This window comes from Bacillus sp. LJBV19 (assembly GCF_017797845.1).
In the GTDB taxonomy this organism is placed as follows: Bacteria; Bacillota; Bacilli; order Bacillales; family Bacillaceae; genus Bacillus; species Bacillus velezensis.
Window position 1 is genome coordinate 1,564,705 of record NZ_CP072563.1, and the last position, 17,096, is coordinate 1,581,800.

Here is a 17,096-nt window from a genome sequence, read left to right on the forward strand (position 1 = left end):
TCGATTAGAACGACAGGAAAAATCTTATGGGCTTCAAATGGCGCTCTGGGGGCAACAATAAAGCCATAACATCAAGAGCAGGAGTTGTGATGAATGAATGATCAACTGACCGCAATCCACACGGAGCTTCTCATGATGAAAGAAGAACTTCAATCAAGATTATTCGAATATTCTTGCTTTCAAATGTCAGCATCTGTTGAACCTTCAATGAACGACCAAGAAGCAACTCTGATCTATCATATAAAAGAAGAACTTCAGGACGTTCTTCTTGCCCTGTCTAAGTTTGAAAACAATACGTACGGTTATTGTGAAAAAACAGGCGCCCCCATTCCGATTGAAAAACTTGCGGTGTTGCCGACGGCCAGAACCGCTGATGATTTTTATTATCCCGCTCAATTTGAAAAGAAAACCCTTCCATATTGGGAACCCGGAGATTATGCATATGATCAGGCGCTGTATGAGTGACAGCGTCTGTTTGCATGCGCTTATGATCTGCCTTTACTCTGGCATCTTTTACTGATAAAATTCATAAAGGATAAAAGTAACTGTATACTGGAGGAACGTGTGTGCTTTATTATCTTATCGCTCTTTTTATTATTATTGCCGACCAATTGACCAAATGGCTTGTCGTCAGCCATATGGAATTGGGACAAAGCATACCTGTCATCAATCAGGTGCTTTATATCACATCTCATCGCAACACGGGAGCGGCGTGGGGGATTTTAGCCGGCCAAATGTGGTTTTTCTACGTCATTACCATCGCCGTGATTATCGGAATCGTTTATTACATACAGCGTTATGCAAAAGGGCAGATGTTACTCGGAATTTCTCTCGGCTTAATGCTGGGCGGTGCGGCCGGAAACTTTATTGACCGGGCGGCGCGCCAGGAAGTGGTGGATTTTATTCATGTCATCATCGTGGATTATCACTATCCGATTTTTAATATCGCGGACTCCTCACTGTGCGTCGGTGTAATACTTTTATTTATTCATATGCTGTTTGACAGCGGTAAAAAGAAGGAGCAATAACATGAATCAATTTGAGATAACCGTTCAGCCTGAACAAAAGAGCGAACGGATTGATAAATTTTTGGCTTCAACGGGAGAAAACTGGTCACGCACTCAAGTGCAGCAATGGGTAAAAGAGGGACTGGTATCCGTTAATGGCAAATCCGTAAAAGCGAACTACAAAATGCAGCCCGGCGATCAGGTAAACGTCACCATTCCTGAACCGGAAGAACTGGACGTGCTTGCGGAGCCGATGGATTTGGACATTTACTATGAGGATCAGGACGTCTTGGTTGTGAACAAACCGCGGGGCATGGTTGTACACCCGGCGCCCGGCCATGTGACAGGGACGCTTGTAAACGGATTGATGGCTCACTGCAACGACCTTTCCGGCATTAACGGCGTCATGCGCCCGGGAATCGTCCACCGTATTGATAAAGATACTTCCGGTCTGTTAATGGTCGCTAAAAACGATATGGCGCATGAATCACTCGTTAATCAGCTCGTCAATAAAACCGTGACCAGAAAGTACACAGCGGTTGTCCACGGGATGATTTCACATGATGACGGAACGATTGACGCTCCGATCGGGAGAGATAAAAAAGACCGTCAAAGCATGACCGTAACAAGAGAAAGCAGCAAAAACGCCGTCACGCATTTCCACGTGCTTGAGCGTTTTCAAGATTTCACGCTCGTAGAGTGCCGTCTTGAGACCGGAAGAACGCATCAGATCCGTGTTCATATGAAATATATCGGATTTCCTTTGGCGGGCGATCCGAAATACGGACCGAGAAAAACCGTTGATTTTAACGGTCAGGCGCTTCATGCCGGAATATTAGGTTTTGATCATCCCCGGACGGGCGAATACATGGAGTTTGAAGCGCCCCTTCCTGAAGATATGAAAAAACTCATTGAAGATTTAAGAAATAGCCGTTGACAGCGAGTTTCTTTTCTGAAATAATAAAAACAAGCTGAATAGATTCTTTAACACAGTCCAGAGAGGCTGAGAAGGATAACGGATAGGACAGAAGAGATACGCATGTGTCTTCGTCCTGGAAAGGAACCCCTCTATGCTCTGGCAGGAGGGGTTTTTTCTTCTTATATACGAATGGAGAGGTGTCACGAGTGAATCAAAAAGCTGTTATTCTCGACGAACAGGCGATCAGGCGGGCGCTCACAAGGATAGCCCATGAAATGATCGAACGGAATAAAGGAATGAATGACTGCATTCTTGTAGGGATTAAAACAAGAGGCATTTATTTAGCGAAGCGGCTGGCCGAGCGGATCGAACAGATTGAAGGGAATCCGGTCACCGTCGGGGAAATCGATATCACCCTTTACCGTGACGATCTCACGAAAAAAACGAGCAATGAAGAGCCGCTTGTAAAAGGCGCGGACATTCCGGCCGATATCACAGACCAAAAGGTCATTGTGGTTGATGATGTGCTTTATACCGGCCGGACGGTGAGAGCTGCGATGGATGCCCTCGTTGATGTCGGGCGGCCGTCATCGATACAGCTTGCCGTGCTTGTCGACAGAGGGCACCGGGAACTGCCGATCAGAGCGGACTATATCGGGAAAAACATTCCGACCTCAAAAGCTGAAAAAGTGATGGTTCAGCTGAGCGAAGTTGATCAGACTGATATGGTCGCCATTTATGAAAATGAATAACCACCCTTTTTAAATGCATTCCAGAGAGTTTGCAAAGAGGATTTTAAAACACAAAGCCGGGCGGATCGACGCGGCCGGGTTTTGTATGCCTCTTTGCGCAAAAAGCAAAGAGGTTTTTTTATACCATTTGAAAGTCAACCGGGAGGAAAACGCCATGAGTAAGAAAAAAGTAAACCTGGGAGTCAGGGACGTCCCCAATCCATTGTCCTGGCTGTCATTCAGCCTGCAGCATTTATTCGCCATGTTCGGTTCAACCATACTCGTGCCGAAACTGGTCGGAATGAGCCCGGCTGTGGCGCTTGTCACGAGCGGAATCGGGACACTCGCCTATCTCTTGGTGACAAAAGGCCAGATTCCCGCTTATCTCGGCTCATCATTCGCCTTTATATCACCGATTATCTTGGTGAAGGCGACGGGAGGGCCGGGGGCTGCCATGGTCGGCGCTTTCCTGGCGGGAATTGTGTACGGCCTGATCGCACTTCTCATCAGGCAGCTTGGAACGGGGTGGCTGATGAAGCTGCTGCCCCCGGTGGTCGTCGGGCCGGTCATCATCGTCATCGGCCTCGGACTGGCAAGCACAGCCGTCAATATGGCAATGTATGCTGATCCGAATGCGAAGGAACTCGTCTACAGCTTGAAACATTTCAGTGTAGCCGGCGTCACTTTGGCAATCACCATTATCTGCGCCATCTTTTTACGGGGATTTTTAAGCCTGATTCCGGTATTGATCGGCATTATAGGCGGATATCTGTTTGCGCTGACACAGGGTATCGTCAATTTTCAGCCGGTCATTGATGCAAAATGGTTCGCCGCTCCTGAATTTATCATCCCTTTCAAAGACTATACGCCGTCAGTGACATTGGGCATTGCGGCTGCGATGGTGCCGGTCGCTTTCGTGACGATGTCAGAACATATCGGCCACCAAATGGTGCTGAGTAAAGTCGTCGGACAGGATTTCATTAAAAAGCCGGGACTGCACCGCTCCATAATGGGGGACAGCGTAGCGACGATTATCGCTTCGTTAATCGGCGGCCCGCCGACGACAACATACGGCGAAAACATCGGTGTACTGGCAATTACGAGAGTTTTCAGCGTCTTTGTCATCGGCGGCGCGGGTGTGATTGCGCTGTGCTTCGGATTTATCGGAAAAGTATCAGCGCTGATCAGCTCTGTTCCGTCCGCGGTTATGGGAGGCGTTTCCTTCCTGCTCTTCGGAATTATCGCCTCCAGCGGCTTAAGAATGCTGATTGACAACAACATTGATTATGAAAACAAGAGAAATTTAATTATCACATCCGTCATTCTCGTGATCGGCGTCGGAGGGGCTTTTATTCAAGTATCAAAAGGCGGGTTCCAAATATCCGGCATGGCGCTTGCGGCAATCGTCGGAGTCATCCTGAACCTCATCCTGCCGCATGCAAATGAAGAAGACGCGATTGCATCAGAAAAACAAAATCATATGTAAAACCTTTTAAAGAAAGTCCAGAGAGGCTTGGAAGGGTTATAACGGGAAGAAGCTGTACGCTGCTTCTCTCTTTAACCGCACCCCGAGTCTATAGACCGGGGTGTTTTTTACGGCCTTCAAGCGGAAACGGAGGAGAAAAACATGAATCATTTAACGGCGATGTCTGAACTGAGCACGGCTGAAATTACAGAACTGCTGCGTGAGGCAAAAGCGATAAAAGAGGGAACAGTCCGCCCCGATCTCGCGGGAAAATTTGTTGCGAATCTGTTTTTTGAACCGAGCACGAGAACGCGGTTCAGCTTTGAAGTGGCGGAAAAGAAACTCGGAATGAACGTGCTCAGCTTAGACGATACGAGCACAAGCGTTCAAAAAGGCGAGTCCTTATATGACACGGTCAAAACACTGGAATCAATCGGAGCGGACGCCTGCGTCATCCGGCACAGCACGGATGAATATTACAAAGATCTGACCGGCAGAGTCAATATTCCGATCTTAAACGCCGGCGACGGCTGCGGCCAGCACCCGACTCAGTCATTACTCGATTTAATGACGATTCAAGAGGAATTTGAGACCTTTCAGGGCCTGACGGTTTCCATTCATGGCGATATCAAACACAGCAGGGTGGCAAGGTCGAATGCCGAGGTGCTGACAAGGCTCGGCGCACGTGTGCTGTTTTCTGGTCCGCCGCAATGGCAGGATGAGAAAAACGCCTTCGGCACCTGTGTTCAGACGGATGAAGCCATACAAGCTTCAGATGTCGTCATGCTGCTCCGCATCCAAAATGAAAGGCATCAGACAGAAGCCGACCAAAAAGGCTATCTGGAAGCATACGGGCTGACCGCAAAGCGGGCGGAGAGCATGAAGCGGCATGCCATCATCATGCATCCCGCACCGGTGAACAGAGGAGTCGAAATTGACACAACATTAGTGGAATGCGGAAAATCAAGAATCTTTAAACAAATGGAAAATGGCGTTTATATCAGAATGGCAGTCTTAAAAAGAGCACTGCAAACCAATGTGAAAAGGGGAGAAGCGGCTTATGTCTTATCTCATTAAAAACGGCTGGATGTTAAATGAACAGGGAGAAAAAGTGGCACAGGATATCCGGGTAACGGGTGAATTCATTACGGAAACCGGGCTTCTGACAGCGAAAGACGGAGAAACGGTGATCGACGCTGAGGGACTGTTCGTTTCACCGGGGCTCGTAGACCTTCATGTCCACTTCAGAGAACCGGGCGGCGAGAAAAAAGAAACCATTGAGACGGGCTCTAAAGCCGCGGCGCGGGGTGGCTTTACTACAGTCGCAGCCATGCCGAATACAAGGCCGGTGCCGGATACGAAAGAGCAGATGGAATGGCTGCAAAACCGGATCAAAGAAACCTCATCTGTCAGGGTCCTTCCTTACGCATCCATTACGATCAGACAAACCGGCGAAGAAATGACAGATTTTGAGGCGCTTCATGAAGCCGGCGCATTCGCCTTCACCGATGACGGCGTCGGCGTTCAGACGGCCGGAATGATGTATGAAGCCATGAAACGGGCGGCTTCAATAAATAAAGCGATTGTCGCTCATTGTGAGGATAACTCACTGATTTACGGTGGAAGCGTGCATGAAGGTTCTTTTTCAAAAGCGAACGGCCTGAACGGCATACCTTCCATTTGTGAAGCGGTACATATCGCCCGTGACGTCCTGCTGGCGGAAGCGGCGGGCTGCCATTACCATGTGTGTCATATCAGCACGAAAGAATCCGTCAGAGCCGTAAGAGACGCAAAAAAAGCGGGAATCCGCGTGACGGCGGAAGTGTCGCCGCACCACCTGCTGCTTTGTGACGAAGATATCCCGGGACTTGATACCAATTTTAAAATGAATCCGCCGCTTCGCAGCAAAGAGGACAGAGAGGCGCTGATTGAAGGGCTTTTAGACGGTACGATTGATTTCATCGCCACTGACCATGCGCCGCATACAGAAGAAGAGAAAAACACGGATATGAAGCTTGCGCCTTTCGGTATCGTCGGTTTAGAAACAGCCTTTCCGCTTCTGTACACACATTTTGTGAAAAACGGGACTTGGACGCTGAAGCAGCTGGTTGATTTCATGACGGCAAAACCTTGCGAGGCATTCGGCCTTCCGTACGGAACGCTTGCACCGGGCGCGCCTGCTGACATCACCCTGATTGATCTGGAAAAAGAAGCGGCCATTGACAAAGATACATTTTTATCTAAAGGAAAAAATACGCCATTCAACAAGATGAAGTGCTTCGGCTGGCCTGTTGCAACGATGGCTGCCGGTAAGCTTGCATACGAAGAAGGGAGACTCGTCAAATGAAAAGAAGACTAGTGCTGGAAAATGGAGCGGTATTTGAGGGTGAAGCATTCGGGAGCCTGGAACATACCGCGGGTGAAGTCGTATTCAACACGGGAATGACCGGTTATCAGGAAATTTTATCAGACCCTTCTTACTGCGGGCAGATCGTGACGCTGACGTATCCTCTGATCGGCAACTACGGAATTAACAGAGATGACTTTGAATCCATCACTCCTTTTGTAAAAGGGCTGATCGTAAAAGAACTGTGCGAGCTGCCTTCCAACTGGCGTTCGGCTTACACGCTTGACGAGTATTTGAAAATGAAAAATATCCCCGGCTTACAAGGGATTGACACGAGAAAGCTCACAAGAATGATCCGCACGGCCGGCGCATTAAAAGGAACGTTTGCTTCAAGTGAGGAGAATGTCGGAGAGGTTCTTGCAAGGCTGAAAGAAACGGAACTGCCGAGAAATCAAGTCGCTCAAGTATCTGCGAAAACGGCATATCCGAGTCCGGGCCGCGGCAAACGCATCGTACTCGTCGATTTCGGTATGAAGCACGGCATTTTAAGAGAGTTAAACAAAAGAAAATGCGATGTCATCGTTGTGCCGTACAATGTAACGGCGGAAGAAGTGCTTCAGCTCAAGCCGGACGGCATCATGCTTTCTAACGGACCCGGAGATCCGAAAGATGTGCCGGAAGCCATTGAAATGATAAAAGGCATACTCGGGAAGGTGCCGTTATTCGGAATCTGCCTCGGCCACCAATTATTTGCGCTGGCATCCGGAGCGGAAACGGAAAAAATGAAATTCGGACACAGGGGTTCCAATCATCCGGTTAAAGAGCTTGCGACAGGGAAAGTCGCTTTAACCGCCCAAAACCACGGATATACAGTTTCTTCAATAGATGAGACAGAGCTTGAAGTGACGCACATTGCGATCAATGACCAAACGATCGAAGGACTCAAGCATAAAACATTGCCGGCATTTACGGTTCAGTACCACCCTGAAGCTTCACCGGGGCCGGAAGACGCCAATCATTTATTTGACAGATTCATTGACTTGATCGAAACAACTGAGAAAGAAGGGGAAGCGGTATGCCAAAACGCGTAGATATTAAAAAGATTTTAGTGATCGGATCAGGCCCGATTATTATCGGACAGGCGGCGGAATTTGATTATGCGGGCACACAGGCGTGTCTCGCTTTAAAGGAAGAAGGCTATGAAGTCATTCTCGTCAACTCGAATCCGGCAACGATTATGACGGATACGGAAATGGCTGATCGGGTATACATAGAGCCGCTGACGCCGGAGTTTCTCACGCGTATTATCAGAAAAGAACGGCCGGACGCCATCCTGCCGACTCTGGGAGGACAGACCGGACTGAACCTTGCCGTCGAGCTGTCTGAACTCGGGGTTCTTGAGGAATGCGGGGTGGAAGTGCTCGGCACAAAGCTGTCCGCCATCCAGCAGGCGGAAGACCGCGACTTATTCCGTACGCTGATGAATGAGCTGAATGAACCGGTGCCGGAAAGTGAGATCATCCGCACTTTACAGGAAGCCGAGGAATTTGTCGGCCGGATCGGGTTTCCGGTTATCGTGCGCCCCGCTTACACATTAGGCGGAACGGGCGGCGGCATCTGCTCGAATGAAGCAGAACTGAAAGAGATCGTCGAAAACGGATTAAAACTCAGCCCCGTCCATCAGTGCCTTCTGGAAAAAAGCATTGCCGGTTACAAAGAGATCGAATATGAAGTCATGAGAGACAGCAGAGATCACGCGATCGTCGTTTGCAACATGGAAAATATCGATCCGGTCGGCATCCATACGGGCGACAGCATCGTCGTTGCCCCGAGCCAGACTTTGAGCGACCGGGAATATCAGCTTTTGCGCAATGTTTCATTAAAGCTGATCCGCGCGCTCGGCATTGAAGGCGGCTGTAATGTTCAGCTCGCGCTCGATCCCGACAGCTTCCAATATTACATTATCGAAGTGAATCCGCGGGTGAGCCGCTCATCTGCCCTCGCTTCAAAAGCGACGGGTTACCCGATCGCAAAGCTTGCGGCGAAAATCGCAGTCGGGCTTTCTCTTGATGAAATGATGAATCCCGTAACGGGAAAAACATATGCGGCTTTTGAGCCCGCGCTTGACTATGTCGTTTCTAAAATCCCGCGCTGGCCGTTCGACAAATTTGAGTCGGCAAACCGCAGGCTCGGGACGCAAATGAAAGCCACCGGAGAGGTCATGGCCATCGGACGCACCCTTGAAGAATCGCTGTTAAAGGCGGTCCGCTCACTGGAAGCCGATGTCTATCACCTGGAACTGAAGGATGCGGAAGAGATTTCGGACGGGCTTTTGGAAAAACGGATCAGAAAAGCCGGGGATGAACGCCTGTTTTATCTTGCTGAAGCGTTCAGAAGAGGCTATACAGTGGAGCAGCTTCATGAGTTTTCCGCAATTGACGTATTCTTTTTGCACAAGCTCTGTAAGCTGGTCGCTTTTGAAACAGAGCTGAAAGCGGAAAAAGGCAGCCTCGCCGTGCTTCAGACAGCGAAGGAACTCGGTTTTTCCGACAAATATATCAGCCGGGAATGGAATATGCCGGAACAAGAGCTGTATCAAATGCGAAAAGAAGCAGACATCAAGCCTGTATATAAAATGGTGGATACATGCGCGGCGGAATTCGAATCAGAAACCCCGTACTTCTACAGCACATATGAGGAAGAGAACGAGTCTGAGGTTACTTCAAGAAAAAGCGTCGTCGTCCTCGGTTCCGGCCCGATCCGTATCGGACAGGGCGTCGAATTTGACTATGCGACCGTTCATTCTGTCTGGGCAATCAAGCAGGCAGGCTATGAAGCGATTATTATCAACAACAATCCTGAGACGGTGTCTACTGATTTCAGCATATCAGACAAACTGTATTTTGAACCGCTGACGGTTGAAGATGTCATGCACATCATTGATTTGGAACAGCCGGAAGGCGTTGTTGTCCAATTCGGCGGGCAGACGGCGATCAATCTTGCGGAAGAATTGAGCGCCCGCGGCGTCAAAATTCTCGGCACATCACTTGAAGATTTAGACCGTGCGGAAGACCGGGATAAGTTCGAGCAGGCGCTTGAGGCGCTGAATGTGCCGCAGCCGCTCGGAAAAACCGCCGTGTCGGTGAACGAAGCGGTCAAAATCGCCGCCTCCATCGGCTATCCGGTACTTGTCCGCCCTTCGTATGTGCTCGGCGGCCGGGCGATGGAGATCGTCTATCACGAAGAAGAGCTGCTTCACTATATGAAAAATGCTGTCAAAATCAACCCGCAGCATCCGGTGTTAATCGACCGTTATCTGACGGGGAAAGAAATCGAAGTCGATGCCGTATCTGACGGCGAAACAGTCGTTATTCCGGGAATTATGGAGCATATCGAGCGGGCCGGCGTCCATTCAGGGGATTCAATCGCCGTCTATCCGCCTCAGTCTTTAAGCGAAGACATTAAGAAAAAAATCGAACAATACACTGTAGCCTTGGCAAAAGGCCTTAACATCATCGGGTTGCTGAACATCCAGTTCGTCCTGTCGCAAGGTGAGGTGTATGTGCTTGAGGTAAATCCGCGGTCAAGCAGAACCGTGCCGTTCTTAAGCAAAATCACAAAAATCCCGATGGCGAACCTGGCGACAAAGGTCATTCTCGGCCAAAAGCTTGCTGATTTCGGCTATCAAGAGGGGCTGCAGCCTGAACAGCAGGGGGTATTCGTGAAAGCGCCTGTCTTCTCATTCGCGAAGCTGAGAAGAGTGGATATTACGTTAGGCCCTGAAATGAAGTCGACGGGAGAGGTCATGGGCAAAGATTCAACCCTTGAAAAAGCGCTCTATAAAGCGCTGATTGCTTCTGGCATTCAAATCCCGAACTACGGCTCAGTGCTGTTGACTGTTGCCGATAAAGATAAAGAAGAAGGATTGCTGATCGCCAAGCGGTTCCACGCCATCGGCTATAAAATCTTGGCAACGGAAGGAACGGCGGCTTATTTGAAAGACGCTCAGATTCCGGCTCAAGTCGTCGGAAAAATCGGCGAAGAAGGGAAAAATCTGCTCGATGTCATCAGAAACGGCGAAGCGCAATTTGTCATCAATACGCTGACAAAGGGCAAACAGCCGGCCAGAGACGGCTTCAGAATCCGCCGCGAATCCGTTGAGAACGGAGTCGCCTGCCTGACATCTTTAGATACGGCCGAAGCCATTTTGCGGGTACTGGAAAGCATGACATTCCGGGCGGATCATATGCCTGCATCCGAAACCAATCAAAAGGCGGCAGTCACGATATGAAAAAAGCGCATTTGACTGTTCAATCCAACTTAGAGATTGCCGACCGGATTTATAAGATGGTGCTGAAAGGAGAGCTTGTCCGGCACCTTACCGAGCCGGGTCAATTTCTTCATCTGAAGGTGAGTGACGCGGTCACGCCGCTATTAAGAAGACCGCTCAGCATTGCGGACGTCAATTTCGCCGCGAATGAAGTATCCGTTATCTACAGAGCTGACGGTGAGGGAACGCGTCTTTTGTCCGGGAAAAAAGAGGGCGGCAGGATAGACGTTCTCGGCCCTCTCGGCAACGGATTCCCCGTCCGGCGGATTGAACCCGGCAAAACCGCGCTGTTAGTCGGAGGCGGAGTCGGGGTTCCGCCCTTGCAGGAACTGTCAAAGCGCCTGACGGAAAAAGGCGTAAACGTCATTCATGTGCTTGGATTTCAATCAGCAAAGGATGTTTTTTACGAACAGGAATGTCGTGCGTACGGAGACACTTATGTGGCGACGGCTGACGGAACATATGGAGAGAAAGGATTTGTCACCGATGTCATCCGTGAAAAGCAGCTCGAATTCGATGTCCTGCTAAGCTGCGGACCGACACCGATGCTGAAAGCTCTGAAGCAGCAGTACGGCCATAAAGAGGTTTATCTTTCGATGGAAGAGCGGATGGGCTGCGGCATCGGGGCCTGCTTCGCCTGCGTGTGCCGCACGGGTGAAAGCGATACATCCTATGTAAAGGTCTGCCTTGACGGGCCGGTATTTAAAGCTGAGGAGGTGGCGCTGTAATGTTAGAAGTGAATCTGCCGGGTCTCCAATTGAAAAATCCGATCATCCCCGCTTCCGGATGTTTCGGTTTCGGGAAAGAATATGCCGGATTTTACGATTTATCATGCCTCGGAGGCATTATGATTAAAGCCACGACGAACGAAGTCCGCTTCGGAAATCCGACACCGAGAGTGGCGGAGACAAGCGCGGGAATGCTGAATGCCATCGGACTGCAAAATCCCGGGCTTGAGCATGTGCTCAATCATGAGCTGCCTTGGCTCGAACAATTTGACACGCCGATTATCGCAAATGTCGCCGGTTCTCAGGTGGACGACTATAAAGAAGTGGCCGAGCACATCAGCCAAGCGCCGAATGTGCATGCGCTTGAGCTTAACATTTCATGTCCGAATGTCAAAACGGGGGGGATTGCTTTTGGCACTGATCCCGTCATGGCGGCCGAACTGACAAAAGCGGTGAAAGAAGTTTCCGCAGTGCCTGTGTATGTGAAGCTTTCGCCTAATGTCGCAAACATAACCGAAATTGCCAAAGTGATTGAAGCGGCCGGTGCTGACGGTCTGACGATGATTAATACACTCATCGGGATGAGGCTCGATCTCAAGACGGGACGGCCGATCTTAGCAAATAAAACGGGCGGACTGTCAGGCCCGGCGATCAAACCGGTCGCCATCCGGATGGTATACGAAGTCAGCCAGGCCGTTCAAATCCCGATTATCGGGATGGGCGGCGTTCAGACCGCAGAGGATGCATTAGAATTTCTTCTTGCGGGAGCGAGTGCGGTTGCCGTCGGCACGGCGAACTTCGTCAATCCGTTCGTCTGCCCGGAAATCATAGAACAGCTCCCCCGTGTGCTGCGCCAACACGGCTTTCAATCTGTAAGTGAATGCATCGGAAGGAGCTGGAAACATGAAAAACAACCTGCCCATCATCGCGCTTGATTTTGCATCAGGGGAAGAGACTTTAACGTTTTTAGACTTGTTTGAAAAGGAAAGGCTTTTTGTCAAAACGGGGATGGAACTTTTTTATCAGGAAGGCCCCGCCATCATTCACCAATTAAAAGAACGGAACTGTGATATATTTTTAGATTTAAAGCTTCATGATATCCCGACTACGGTCAATAAAGCGATGAAGCGGCTTGCCGGCCTCGGCGTTGATCTCGTCAATGTGCATGCGGCAGGGGGCGCACGCATGATGCGCGCGGCCCTAGAGGGGCTTGAAGAAGGCACGCCGGCAGGCAGAAAACGACCGTCTTTAATCGCGGTGACTCAGCTGACCAGCACTTCAGAGCAGGTGGCGAAGGAAGAGCTTCTGCTGCATAAGCCGCTGTTAGAAACGGTTGTGCATTACGGCAAAATGGCGGAAGAGTGCGGGCTGGACGGAGTGGTATGTTCGGTACATGAAACAAAAGCCATTTATGAAGCGGTCCGGCCTTCATTTCTGACAGTCACACCGGGCATCCGCACGGCCAGTGACGCAGCTGACGATCAAGTCCGGACGGCGACTCCGTCATTTGCGAAAGAAAACGGGTCGTCAGCCATCGTCGTGGGCCGCTCAATTACAAAAGCGGAAAACCCCGTTAAAGCATATGAAGCAATTAAACTGGAATGGGAGGGCGTTCGCCGATGAAACAGGCTATCGCAAAACATCTATTACACATTGAAGCTGTCTTTTTACGCCCGAATGAGCCGTTTACGTGGGCGAGCGGCATTTTATCACCGATCTATTGTGACAACCGTCTGACATTGTCGTATCCAAAAGTGAGAAATGATGTGGCGGACGGGCTCGGCAAACTGCTGAAAGAGCATTTCCCCGAGGCGGAGATGATCGCGGGCACTGCAACGGCGGGCATTCCGCATGCTGCGCTTCTCGCAGATCGTACAGGCGCGCCGATGTGCTACGTCAGAAGCAAACCGAAAGCGCACGGCAAAGGAAATCAAATAGAAGGCGCCATTAAGAAAGGACAAAAAACAGTCGTGATTGAAGACTTGATTTCTACCGGGGGCAGCGTGCTTGAAGCTGCGGCGGCCCTTCAAAGAGAGGGCGCGGAAGTCCTCGGCGTCATTTCCATTTTTACATACGGACTGCCGAAAGCAAAAGAAGCCTTTAAAAAAGCGGGTCTTCCTTATTACTCGTTAACGGATTATGACACGCTGATTGAAGTCGCGCTTGCAAACGGAACGATTCATTCAGCTGACATTGAAAAACTGAAATCATGGAAATTGAATCCCGAGTCAAAAGATTGGTTTAAAAAATAATGACAATAAAAACAGGCCTCAGGGCCTGTTTTATTATTCCTATCAAAAAACTCGGGTTGACTTCTGTTAGAATTGTGCTAAAATTTAGTACAAATCTAAAAAGCTTATCAAGAGCGGCTGAGGGACTGGACCGATGACGCCCGGCAACCTGCGTGTATTGCAAGGTGCCGCATCCAGAAAAATGCACAGCATTTTGAAGATAAGGGCTATACCGGGTCACTGTCTTTCATTCCGCTGGATTGAAAGTTTTTTATATGAAAAAAGATTGAGGGATAAGACAACCGGCAGAAAACAACAGCTGTTTGATTGTCTCCGGGAGGAGGAAAGAAAAAATGCTAACGTATGACACATGGGAAGAGCCGGCGATTACATTTCCGGAAGACGATTCCTATAAAGGCGCGCTGTCCGTTTTAAAATGGGCATACGGCCACTACGGAGACCAGCTTGTTTACGCGTGCAGCTTCGGGATTGAAGGCATCGTCCTGATCGATTTAATTTCTAAAGTAAAGAAAGACGCGGAAATCGTGTTTCTTGATACGGGTCTTCACTTTAAAGAAACATATGAAACGATCGAAAAAGTGAAAGAACGTTACCCGGGGCTGAACATTATCCTGAAAAAGCCAAGCCTTACTCTTGAGGAACAGGCCGAGGCTCACGGAGATAAACTGTGGGAAAGAGAACCGAACCAGTGCTGCTACATCAGAAAAATTCTGCCGTTAAGAGAAGCGCTCGCGGGGCATCCGGCATGGCTGTCCGGTCTTCGCCGGGATCAAGGGCCGAGCCGGGCGAATACGAATTTCCTGAATAAAGACGACAAGTTTCAATCGATTAAAGTATGCCCGCTGATCCATTGGACATGGAAAGACATCTGGAGATATACTTCCAAGCATGAGCTGGATTACAATATCCTCCACGATCAGGGGTATCCGAGCATCGGCTGTGAACCGTGCACTTCACCTGCATTTACCGCGGAAGATTTGCGGAGTGGCAGATGGAACGGCATGGCGAAAACAGAATGCGGACTGCATGAATAAAGGAGTCGCACGATGGAATTAGCCGCTATTTTATTCTGCCTGTTTTTTGCCATGAATATCGGAGCCAGCGGAGCCGCGGCTTCAATGGGAGTCGCTTACGGGTCCGGCGCCGTTAAAAAGAAAACGTATGCGCTGATCATCTGCGCGGCCGGAGTCCTGTCAGGGGCGGTTATCGGCGGCGGTGAAGTCGTTAAGACGATCAGCGGCGGAATCATTCCCGAACAAACCATTACGCTCACCATTGTCTGCATTATTATCGGATCGGCGGCGCTATCGTTATTCACGGCGAATGTGCTCGGCATTCCGCTGTCGACGAGTGAGGTCACTGTCGGGGCGATTGTCGGTGTCGGCGTCGCATACAAAGTATTGTTTTTACAGCATCTTTTGGTCATCGTGAGTTTTTGGGTGCTTGTACCGTTTGTCGCGTTCTGTTTCACGTTTCTCGTCTCGAAGGTATTCAGTTCTCTGAATATTCGAGTCATTTCGAATCGGAAACAGAAGATTTTGGGGATTGTGCTGCTGATTGCGGGGTTTTGGGAAGCTTTTTCAGCCGGAATGAACAATGTCGCAAATGCGGTGGGCCCTTTGGTTGCTGCGGGCGTGCTCAGCGTGTCCAAAGGAACGCTGTACGGAGGCATCTTTGTCGCTCTCGGCGCTCTGCTTTTAGGACGTAAAGTGCTTGAAACCAACGGGAAAAAGATTACGAGATTTTCAGCCGGAGAAGGCATACTGCTTTCAGGAACCGGCGCGGGGCTTGTCATTATCAGTTCCGTCTTCGGTCTGCCGGTCCCATTGGCGCAAGTCACATCATCATCAATTATCGGTATCGGAATGGCCAAAAACGGGCCGAACGTTTTTCATAAAGAAGTCGTGAAAACGATGCTCAAAGTATGGGTCGTTTCGCCGTTTTTGTCACTGTCGATTTCGTATTTGCTTGTCTCCCTGCTGTTAAAAGGAGATTACTATTCCATCTTTATGATGGCCAGCGTGCTTTTGGCAGCTGGCGGAGCCGCCAGTCTGATGAAAGCCATCCGAAAAGAGAAACGCTCTGTCCATGAACAAGGCGGGGGCATTTAACTATTAATCTGAGTTTATTTATCTGTTAACTGGGAGGAATCATGTATTATGAGTTTAGCACCGCACGGAGGAACATTAATTAACCGGGTGAATGAGCAGTATGATCTTACATCCGTCCAAAAAGAAATTGAGCTTGATTTGATTTCGTTCGCTGATTTAGAGCTGATCGGCATCGGGGGGTACAGCCCGATTGAAGGATTTTTCACAGAAAAAGATTACGTGTCAGTCGTTGAAAATATGCGTCTGGCATCCGGGGTTGTCTGGTCCCTGCCGATCACGCTTCCGGTCGATTCAGAAAAAGCGGCTGAGCTTGCCGTCGGCGACACGGTGAAACTGACTTACGGCGGAGAAACATATGGCGTCGTCGACATCGAAGATATTTATACGCCGGATAAACAAAAAGAAGCCGTTCACGTATATAAAACCGATGATGCCGCGCATCCGGGCGTGAAAAAATTATTTTCGCGCGGTGATACGTATGTCGGCGGGCCGATCACATTGGTTAAAAAAGCGTCAAAGCAGTTTCCCGAGTTTACATTTGAACCTGCCGATACAAGACGAAGCTTCGAAGAAAAGGGCTGGAAAACCATCGTCGGTTTCCAAACGAGAAATCCGGTTCACCGCGCCCACGAATATATCCAAAAAACCGCGCTTGAGACGGTTGACGGCCTGTTTTTGAACCCGCTCGTCGGTGAAACAAAATCAGATGACATTCCGGCGGATGTCAGAATGGAAAGCTACCAGGTGCTGCTCGATCATTATTATCCGAAAGACCGCGTTTTCCTCGGCGTATTTTTGGCGGCTATGCGATATGCGGGGCCGAGAGAAGCCATTTTCCACGCGCTTGTCCGCAAAAACTACGGCTGCACGCATTTTATCGTCGGCCGCGATCATGCCGGCGTCGGTGATTACTACGGCACATATGAAGCGCAAGAGCTGTTTGATCAATTTACAGCGGATGAACTCGGGATTACACCGATGAAATTCGAGCACAGCTTCTTCTGCCGGAAATGCGGCAACATGGGAACGGCCAAAACATGCCCGCATGACAGAGAAGACCACGTCATTCTGTCAGGAACAAAGGTCAGAGAAATGCTGCGAAGCGGCGTCATGCCGCCGGCGGAATTCAGCCGTCCTGAAGTTGTCGAGGTGTTGATTAAAGGGCTGAAAACGAAAGAAGAAGCAGGCGCTTCTTAAGGAGGAAAA

The 17,096-nt window shown here is 49.7% G+C and carries 16 protein-coding genes and 1 riboswitch; all 16 genes read left to right on the forward strand.

The window, feature by feature from the left end:
- Positions 1-93 precede the first annotated feature (93 nt).
- The 16 genes from J6600_RS07815 to sat all read left to right on the forward strand — a co-directional run bounded on the left by J6600_RS07815 (position 94) and on the right by sat (position 17,087).
- Entirely contained in the window at positions 94-465 is a 372-nt protein-coding gene (locus J6600_RS07815; protein ID WP_003154399.1) for a TraR/DksA family transcriptional regulator, read from the forward strand.
- Positions 466-566: 101 nt separating this feature from the next.
- Positions 567-1,028, forward strand: a complete 462-nt coding sequence (lspA, locus tag J6600_RS07820; protein WP_014417726.1) for a signal peptidase II — start codon at positions 567-569, stop codon at positions 1,026-1,028.
- 1 nt (position 1,029) lies between these two features.
- The gene (locus tag J6600_RS07825; protein ID WP_014417727.1) at positions 1,030-1,944 is read left to right on the forward strand and encodes an RluA family pseudouridine synthase; all 915 of its coding nucleotides are present in this window, start codon (positions 1,030-1,032) and stop codon (positions 1,942-1,944) included.
- A 188-nt stretch (positions 1,945-2,132) separates the two neighbouring features.
- Positions 2,133-2,678: a bifunctional pyrimidine operon transcriptional regulator/uracil phosphoribosyltransferase gene (gene pyrR / locus J6600_RS07830; RefSeq protein ID WP_003154392.1), complete on the forward strand. Its 546-nt coding sequence runs from the start codon at positions 2,133-2,135 to the stop codon at positions 2,676-2,678.
- Between the two features lie 154 nt (positions 2,679-2,832).
- Positions 2,833-4,143: a uracil permease PyrP gene (gene pyrP, locus J6600_RS07835; protein WP_025649477.1), complete on the forward strand. Its 1,311-nt coding sequence runs from the start codon at positions 2,833-2,835 to the stop codon at positions 4,141-4,143.
- Between the two features lie 141 nt (positions 4,144-4,284).
- Positions 4,285-5,199 carry an aspartate carbamoyltransferase catalytic subunit gene (locus J6600_RS07840; RefSeq protein ID WP_014417729.1) on the forward strand — a complete coding sequence of 305 codons (915 nt, stop codon included), beginning with the start codon at positions 4,285-4,287 and terminating at the stop codon, positions 5,197-5,199.
- Positions 5,183-6,469 carry a dihydroorotase gene (locus tag J6600_RS07845; RefSeq protein WP_209388212.1) on the forward strand — a complete coding sequence of 429 codons (1,287 nt, stop codon included), beginning with the start codon at positions 5,183-5,185 and terminating at the stop codon, positions 6,467-6,469. Before J6600_RS07840 ends, J6600_RS07845 begins: the two co-directional genes overlap by 17 nt.
- Entirely contained in the window at positions 6,466-7,560 is a 1,095-nt protein-coding gene (locus J6600_RS07850; RefSeq protein ID WP_007409730.1) for a carbamoyl phosphate synthase small subunit, read from the forward strand. Before J6600_RS07845 ends, J6600_RS07850 begins: the two co-directional genes overlap by 4 nt.
- Positions 7,545-10,760 (forward strand): carbamoyl-phosphate synthase (glutamine-hydrolyzing) large subunit, encoded by a 3,216-nt coding sequence (gene carB, locus J6600_RS07855; RefSeq protein WP_020955795.1) that lies wholly within the window; start codon positions 7,545-7,547, stop codon positions 10,758-10,760. Before J6600_RS07850 ends, carB begins: the two co-directional genes overlap by 16 nt.
- The gene (locus tag J6600_RS07860; RefSeq protein ID WP_209388213.1) at positions 10,757-11,527 is read left to right on the forward strand and encodes a dihydroorotate dehydrogenase electron transfer subunit; all 771 of its coding nucleotides are present in this window, start codon (positions 10,757-10,759) and stop codon (positions 11,525-11,527) included. Before carB ends, J6600_RS07860 begins: the two co-directional genes overlap by 4 nt.
- Positions 11,527-12,462: a dihydroorotate dehydrogenase gene (locus J6600_RS07865; RefSeq protein ID WP_209388214.1), complete on the forward strand. Its 936-nt coding sequence runs from the start codon at positions 11,527-11,529 to the stop codon at positions 12,460-12,462. The genes J6600_RS07860 and J6600_RS07865 overlap by 1 nt, the downstream gene beginning before the upstream one ends.
- The gene (gene pyrF, locus J6600_RS07870) at positions 12,431-13,150 is read left to right on the forward strand and encodes an orotidine-5'-phosphate decarboxylase (RefSeq protein ID WP_024085288.1); all 720 of its coding nucleotides are present in this window, start codon (positions 12,431-12,433) and stop codon (positions 13,148-13,150) included. Before J6600_RS07865 ends, pyrF begins: the two co-directional genes overlap by 32 nt.
- Complete coding sequence (pyrE, locus tag J6600_RS07875; protein WP_348633730.1) at positions 13,147-13,779, forward strand: orotate phosphoribosyltransferase; 633 nt, start codon at positions 13,147-13,149, stop codon at positions 13,777-13,779. The genes pyrF and pyrE overlap by 4 nt, the downstream gene beginning before the upstream one ends.
- A 101-nt stretch (positions 13,780-13,880) precedes the next feature.
- Positions 13,881-13,985: riboswitch (SAM riboswitch) on the forward strand.
- 126 nt (positions 13,986-14,111) lie between these two features.
- Complete coding sequence (locus tag J6600_RS07880; RefSeq protein ID WP_003154369.1) at positions 14,112-14,813, forward strand: phosphoadenylyl-sulfate reductase; 702 nt, start codon at positions 14,112-14,114, stop codon at positions 14,811-14,813.
- Between the two features lie 12 nt (positions 14,814-14,825).
- Positions 14,826-15,890 (forward strand): sulfate permease, encoded by a 1,065-nt coding sequence (locus tag J6600_RS07885; RefSeq protein ID WP_012117522.1) that lies wholly within the window; start codon positions 14,826-14,828, stop codon positions 15,888-15,890.
- 48 nt (positions 15,891-15,938) lie between these two features.
- Positions 15,939-17,087, forward strand: coding sequence for a sulfate adenylyltransferase (gene sat / locus J6600_RS07890; protein ID WP_209388216.1), 1,149 nt, complete (start codon positions 15,939-15,941; stop codon positions 17,085-17,087).
- The last annotated feature ends 9 nt before the right edge of the window (positions 17,088-17,096 follow it).

What these genes read in the sequence shown, in the direction of transcription:
- J6600_RS07815 (WP_003154399.1), top strand. Translation starts at nt 94, where the DNA reads ATGAATGATCAACTGACCGCAATCCACACGGAGCTTCTCATGATGAAA.
- J6600_RS07825 (WP_014417727.1), top strand. Translation starts at nt 1,030, where the DNA reads ATGAATCAATTTGAGATAACCGTTCAGCCTGAACAAAAGAGCGAACGG.
- pyrP (WP_025649477.1), top strand. Translation starts at nt 2,833, where the DNA reads ATGAGTAAGAAAAAAGTAAACCTGGGAGTCAGGGACGTCCCCAATCCA.
- J6600_RS07840 (WP_014417729.1), top strand. Translation starts at nt 4,285, where the DNA reads ATGAATCATTTAACGGCGATGTCTGAACTGAGCACGGCTGAAATTACA.
- J6600_RS07845 (WP_209388212.1), top strand. Translation starts at nt 5,183, where the DNA reads ATGTCTTATCTCATTAAAAACGGCTGGATGTTAAATGAACAGGGAGAA.
- J6600_RS07850 (WP_007409730.1), top strand. Translation starts at nt 6,466, where the DNA reads ATGAAAAGAAGACTAGTGCTGGAAAATGGAGCGGTATTTGAGGGTGAA.
- carB (WP_020955795.1), top strand. Translation starts at nt 7,545, where the DNA reads ATGCCAAAACGCGTAGATATTAAAAAGATTTTAGTGATCGGATCAGGC.
- J6600_RS07860 (WP_209388213.1), top strand. Translation starts at nt 10,757, where the DNA reads ATGAAAAAAGCGCATTTGACTGTTCAATCCAACTTAGAGATTGCCGAC.
- J6600_RS07865 (WP_209388214.1), top strand. Translation starts at nt 11,527, where the DNA reads ATGTTAGAAGTGAATCTGCCGGGTCTCCAATTGAAAAATCCGATCATC.
- pyrF (WP_024085288.1), top strand. Translation starts at nt 12,431, where the DNA reads ATGAAAAACAACCTGCCCATCATCGCGCTTGATTTTGCATCAGGGGAA.
- pyrE (WP_348633730.1), top strand. Translation starts at nt 13,147, where the DNA reads ATGAAACAGGCTATCGCAAAACATCTATTACACATTGAAGCTGTCTTT.
- J6600_RS07880 (WP_003154369.1), top strand. Translation starts at nt 14,112, where the DNA reads ATGCTAACGTATGACACATGGGAAGAGCCGGCGATTACATTTCCGGAA.
- J6600_RS07885 (WP_012117522.1), top strand. Translation starts at nt 14,826, where the DNA reads ATGGAATTAGCCGCTATTTTATTCTGCCTGTTTTTTGCCATGAATATC.
- sat (WP_209388216.1), top strand. Translation starts at nt 15,939, where the DNA reads ATGAGTTTAGCACCGCACGGAGGAACATTAATTAACCGGGTGAATGAG.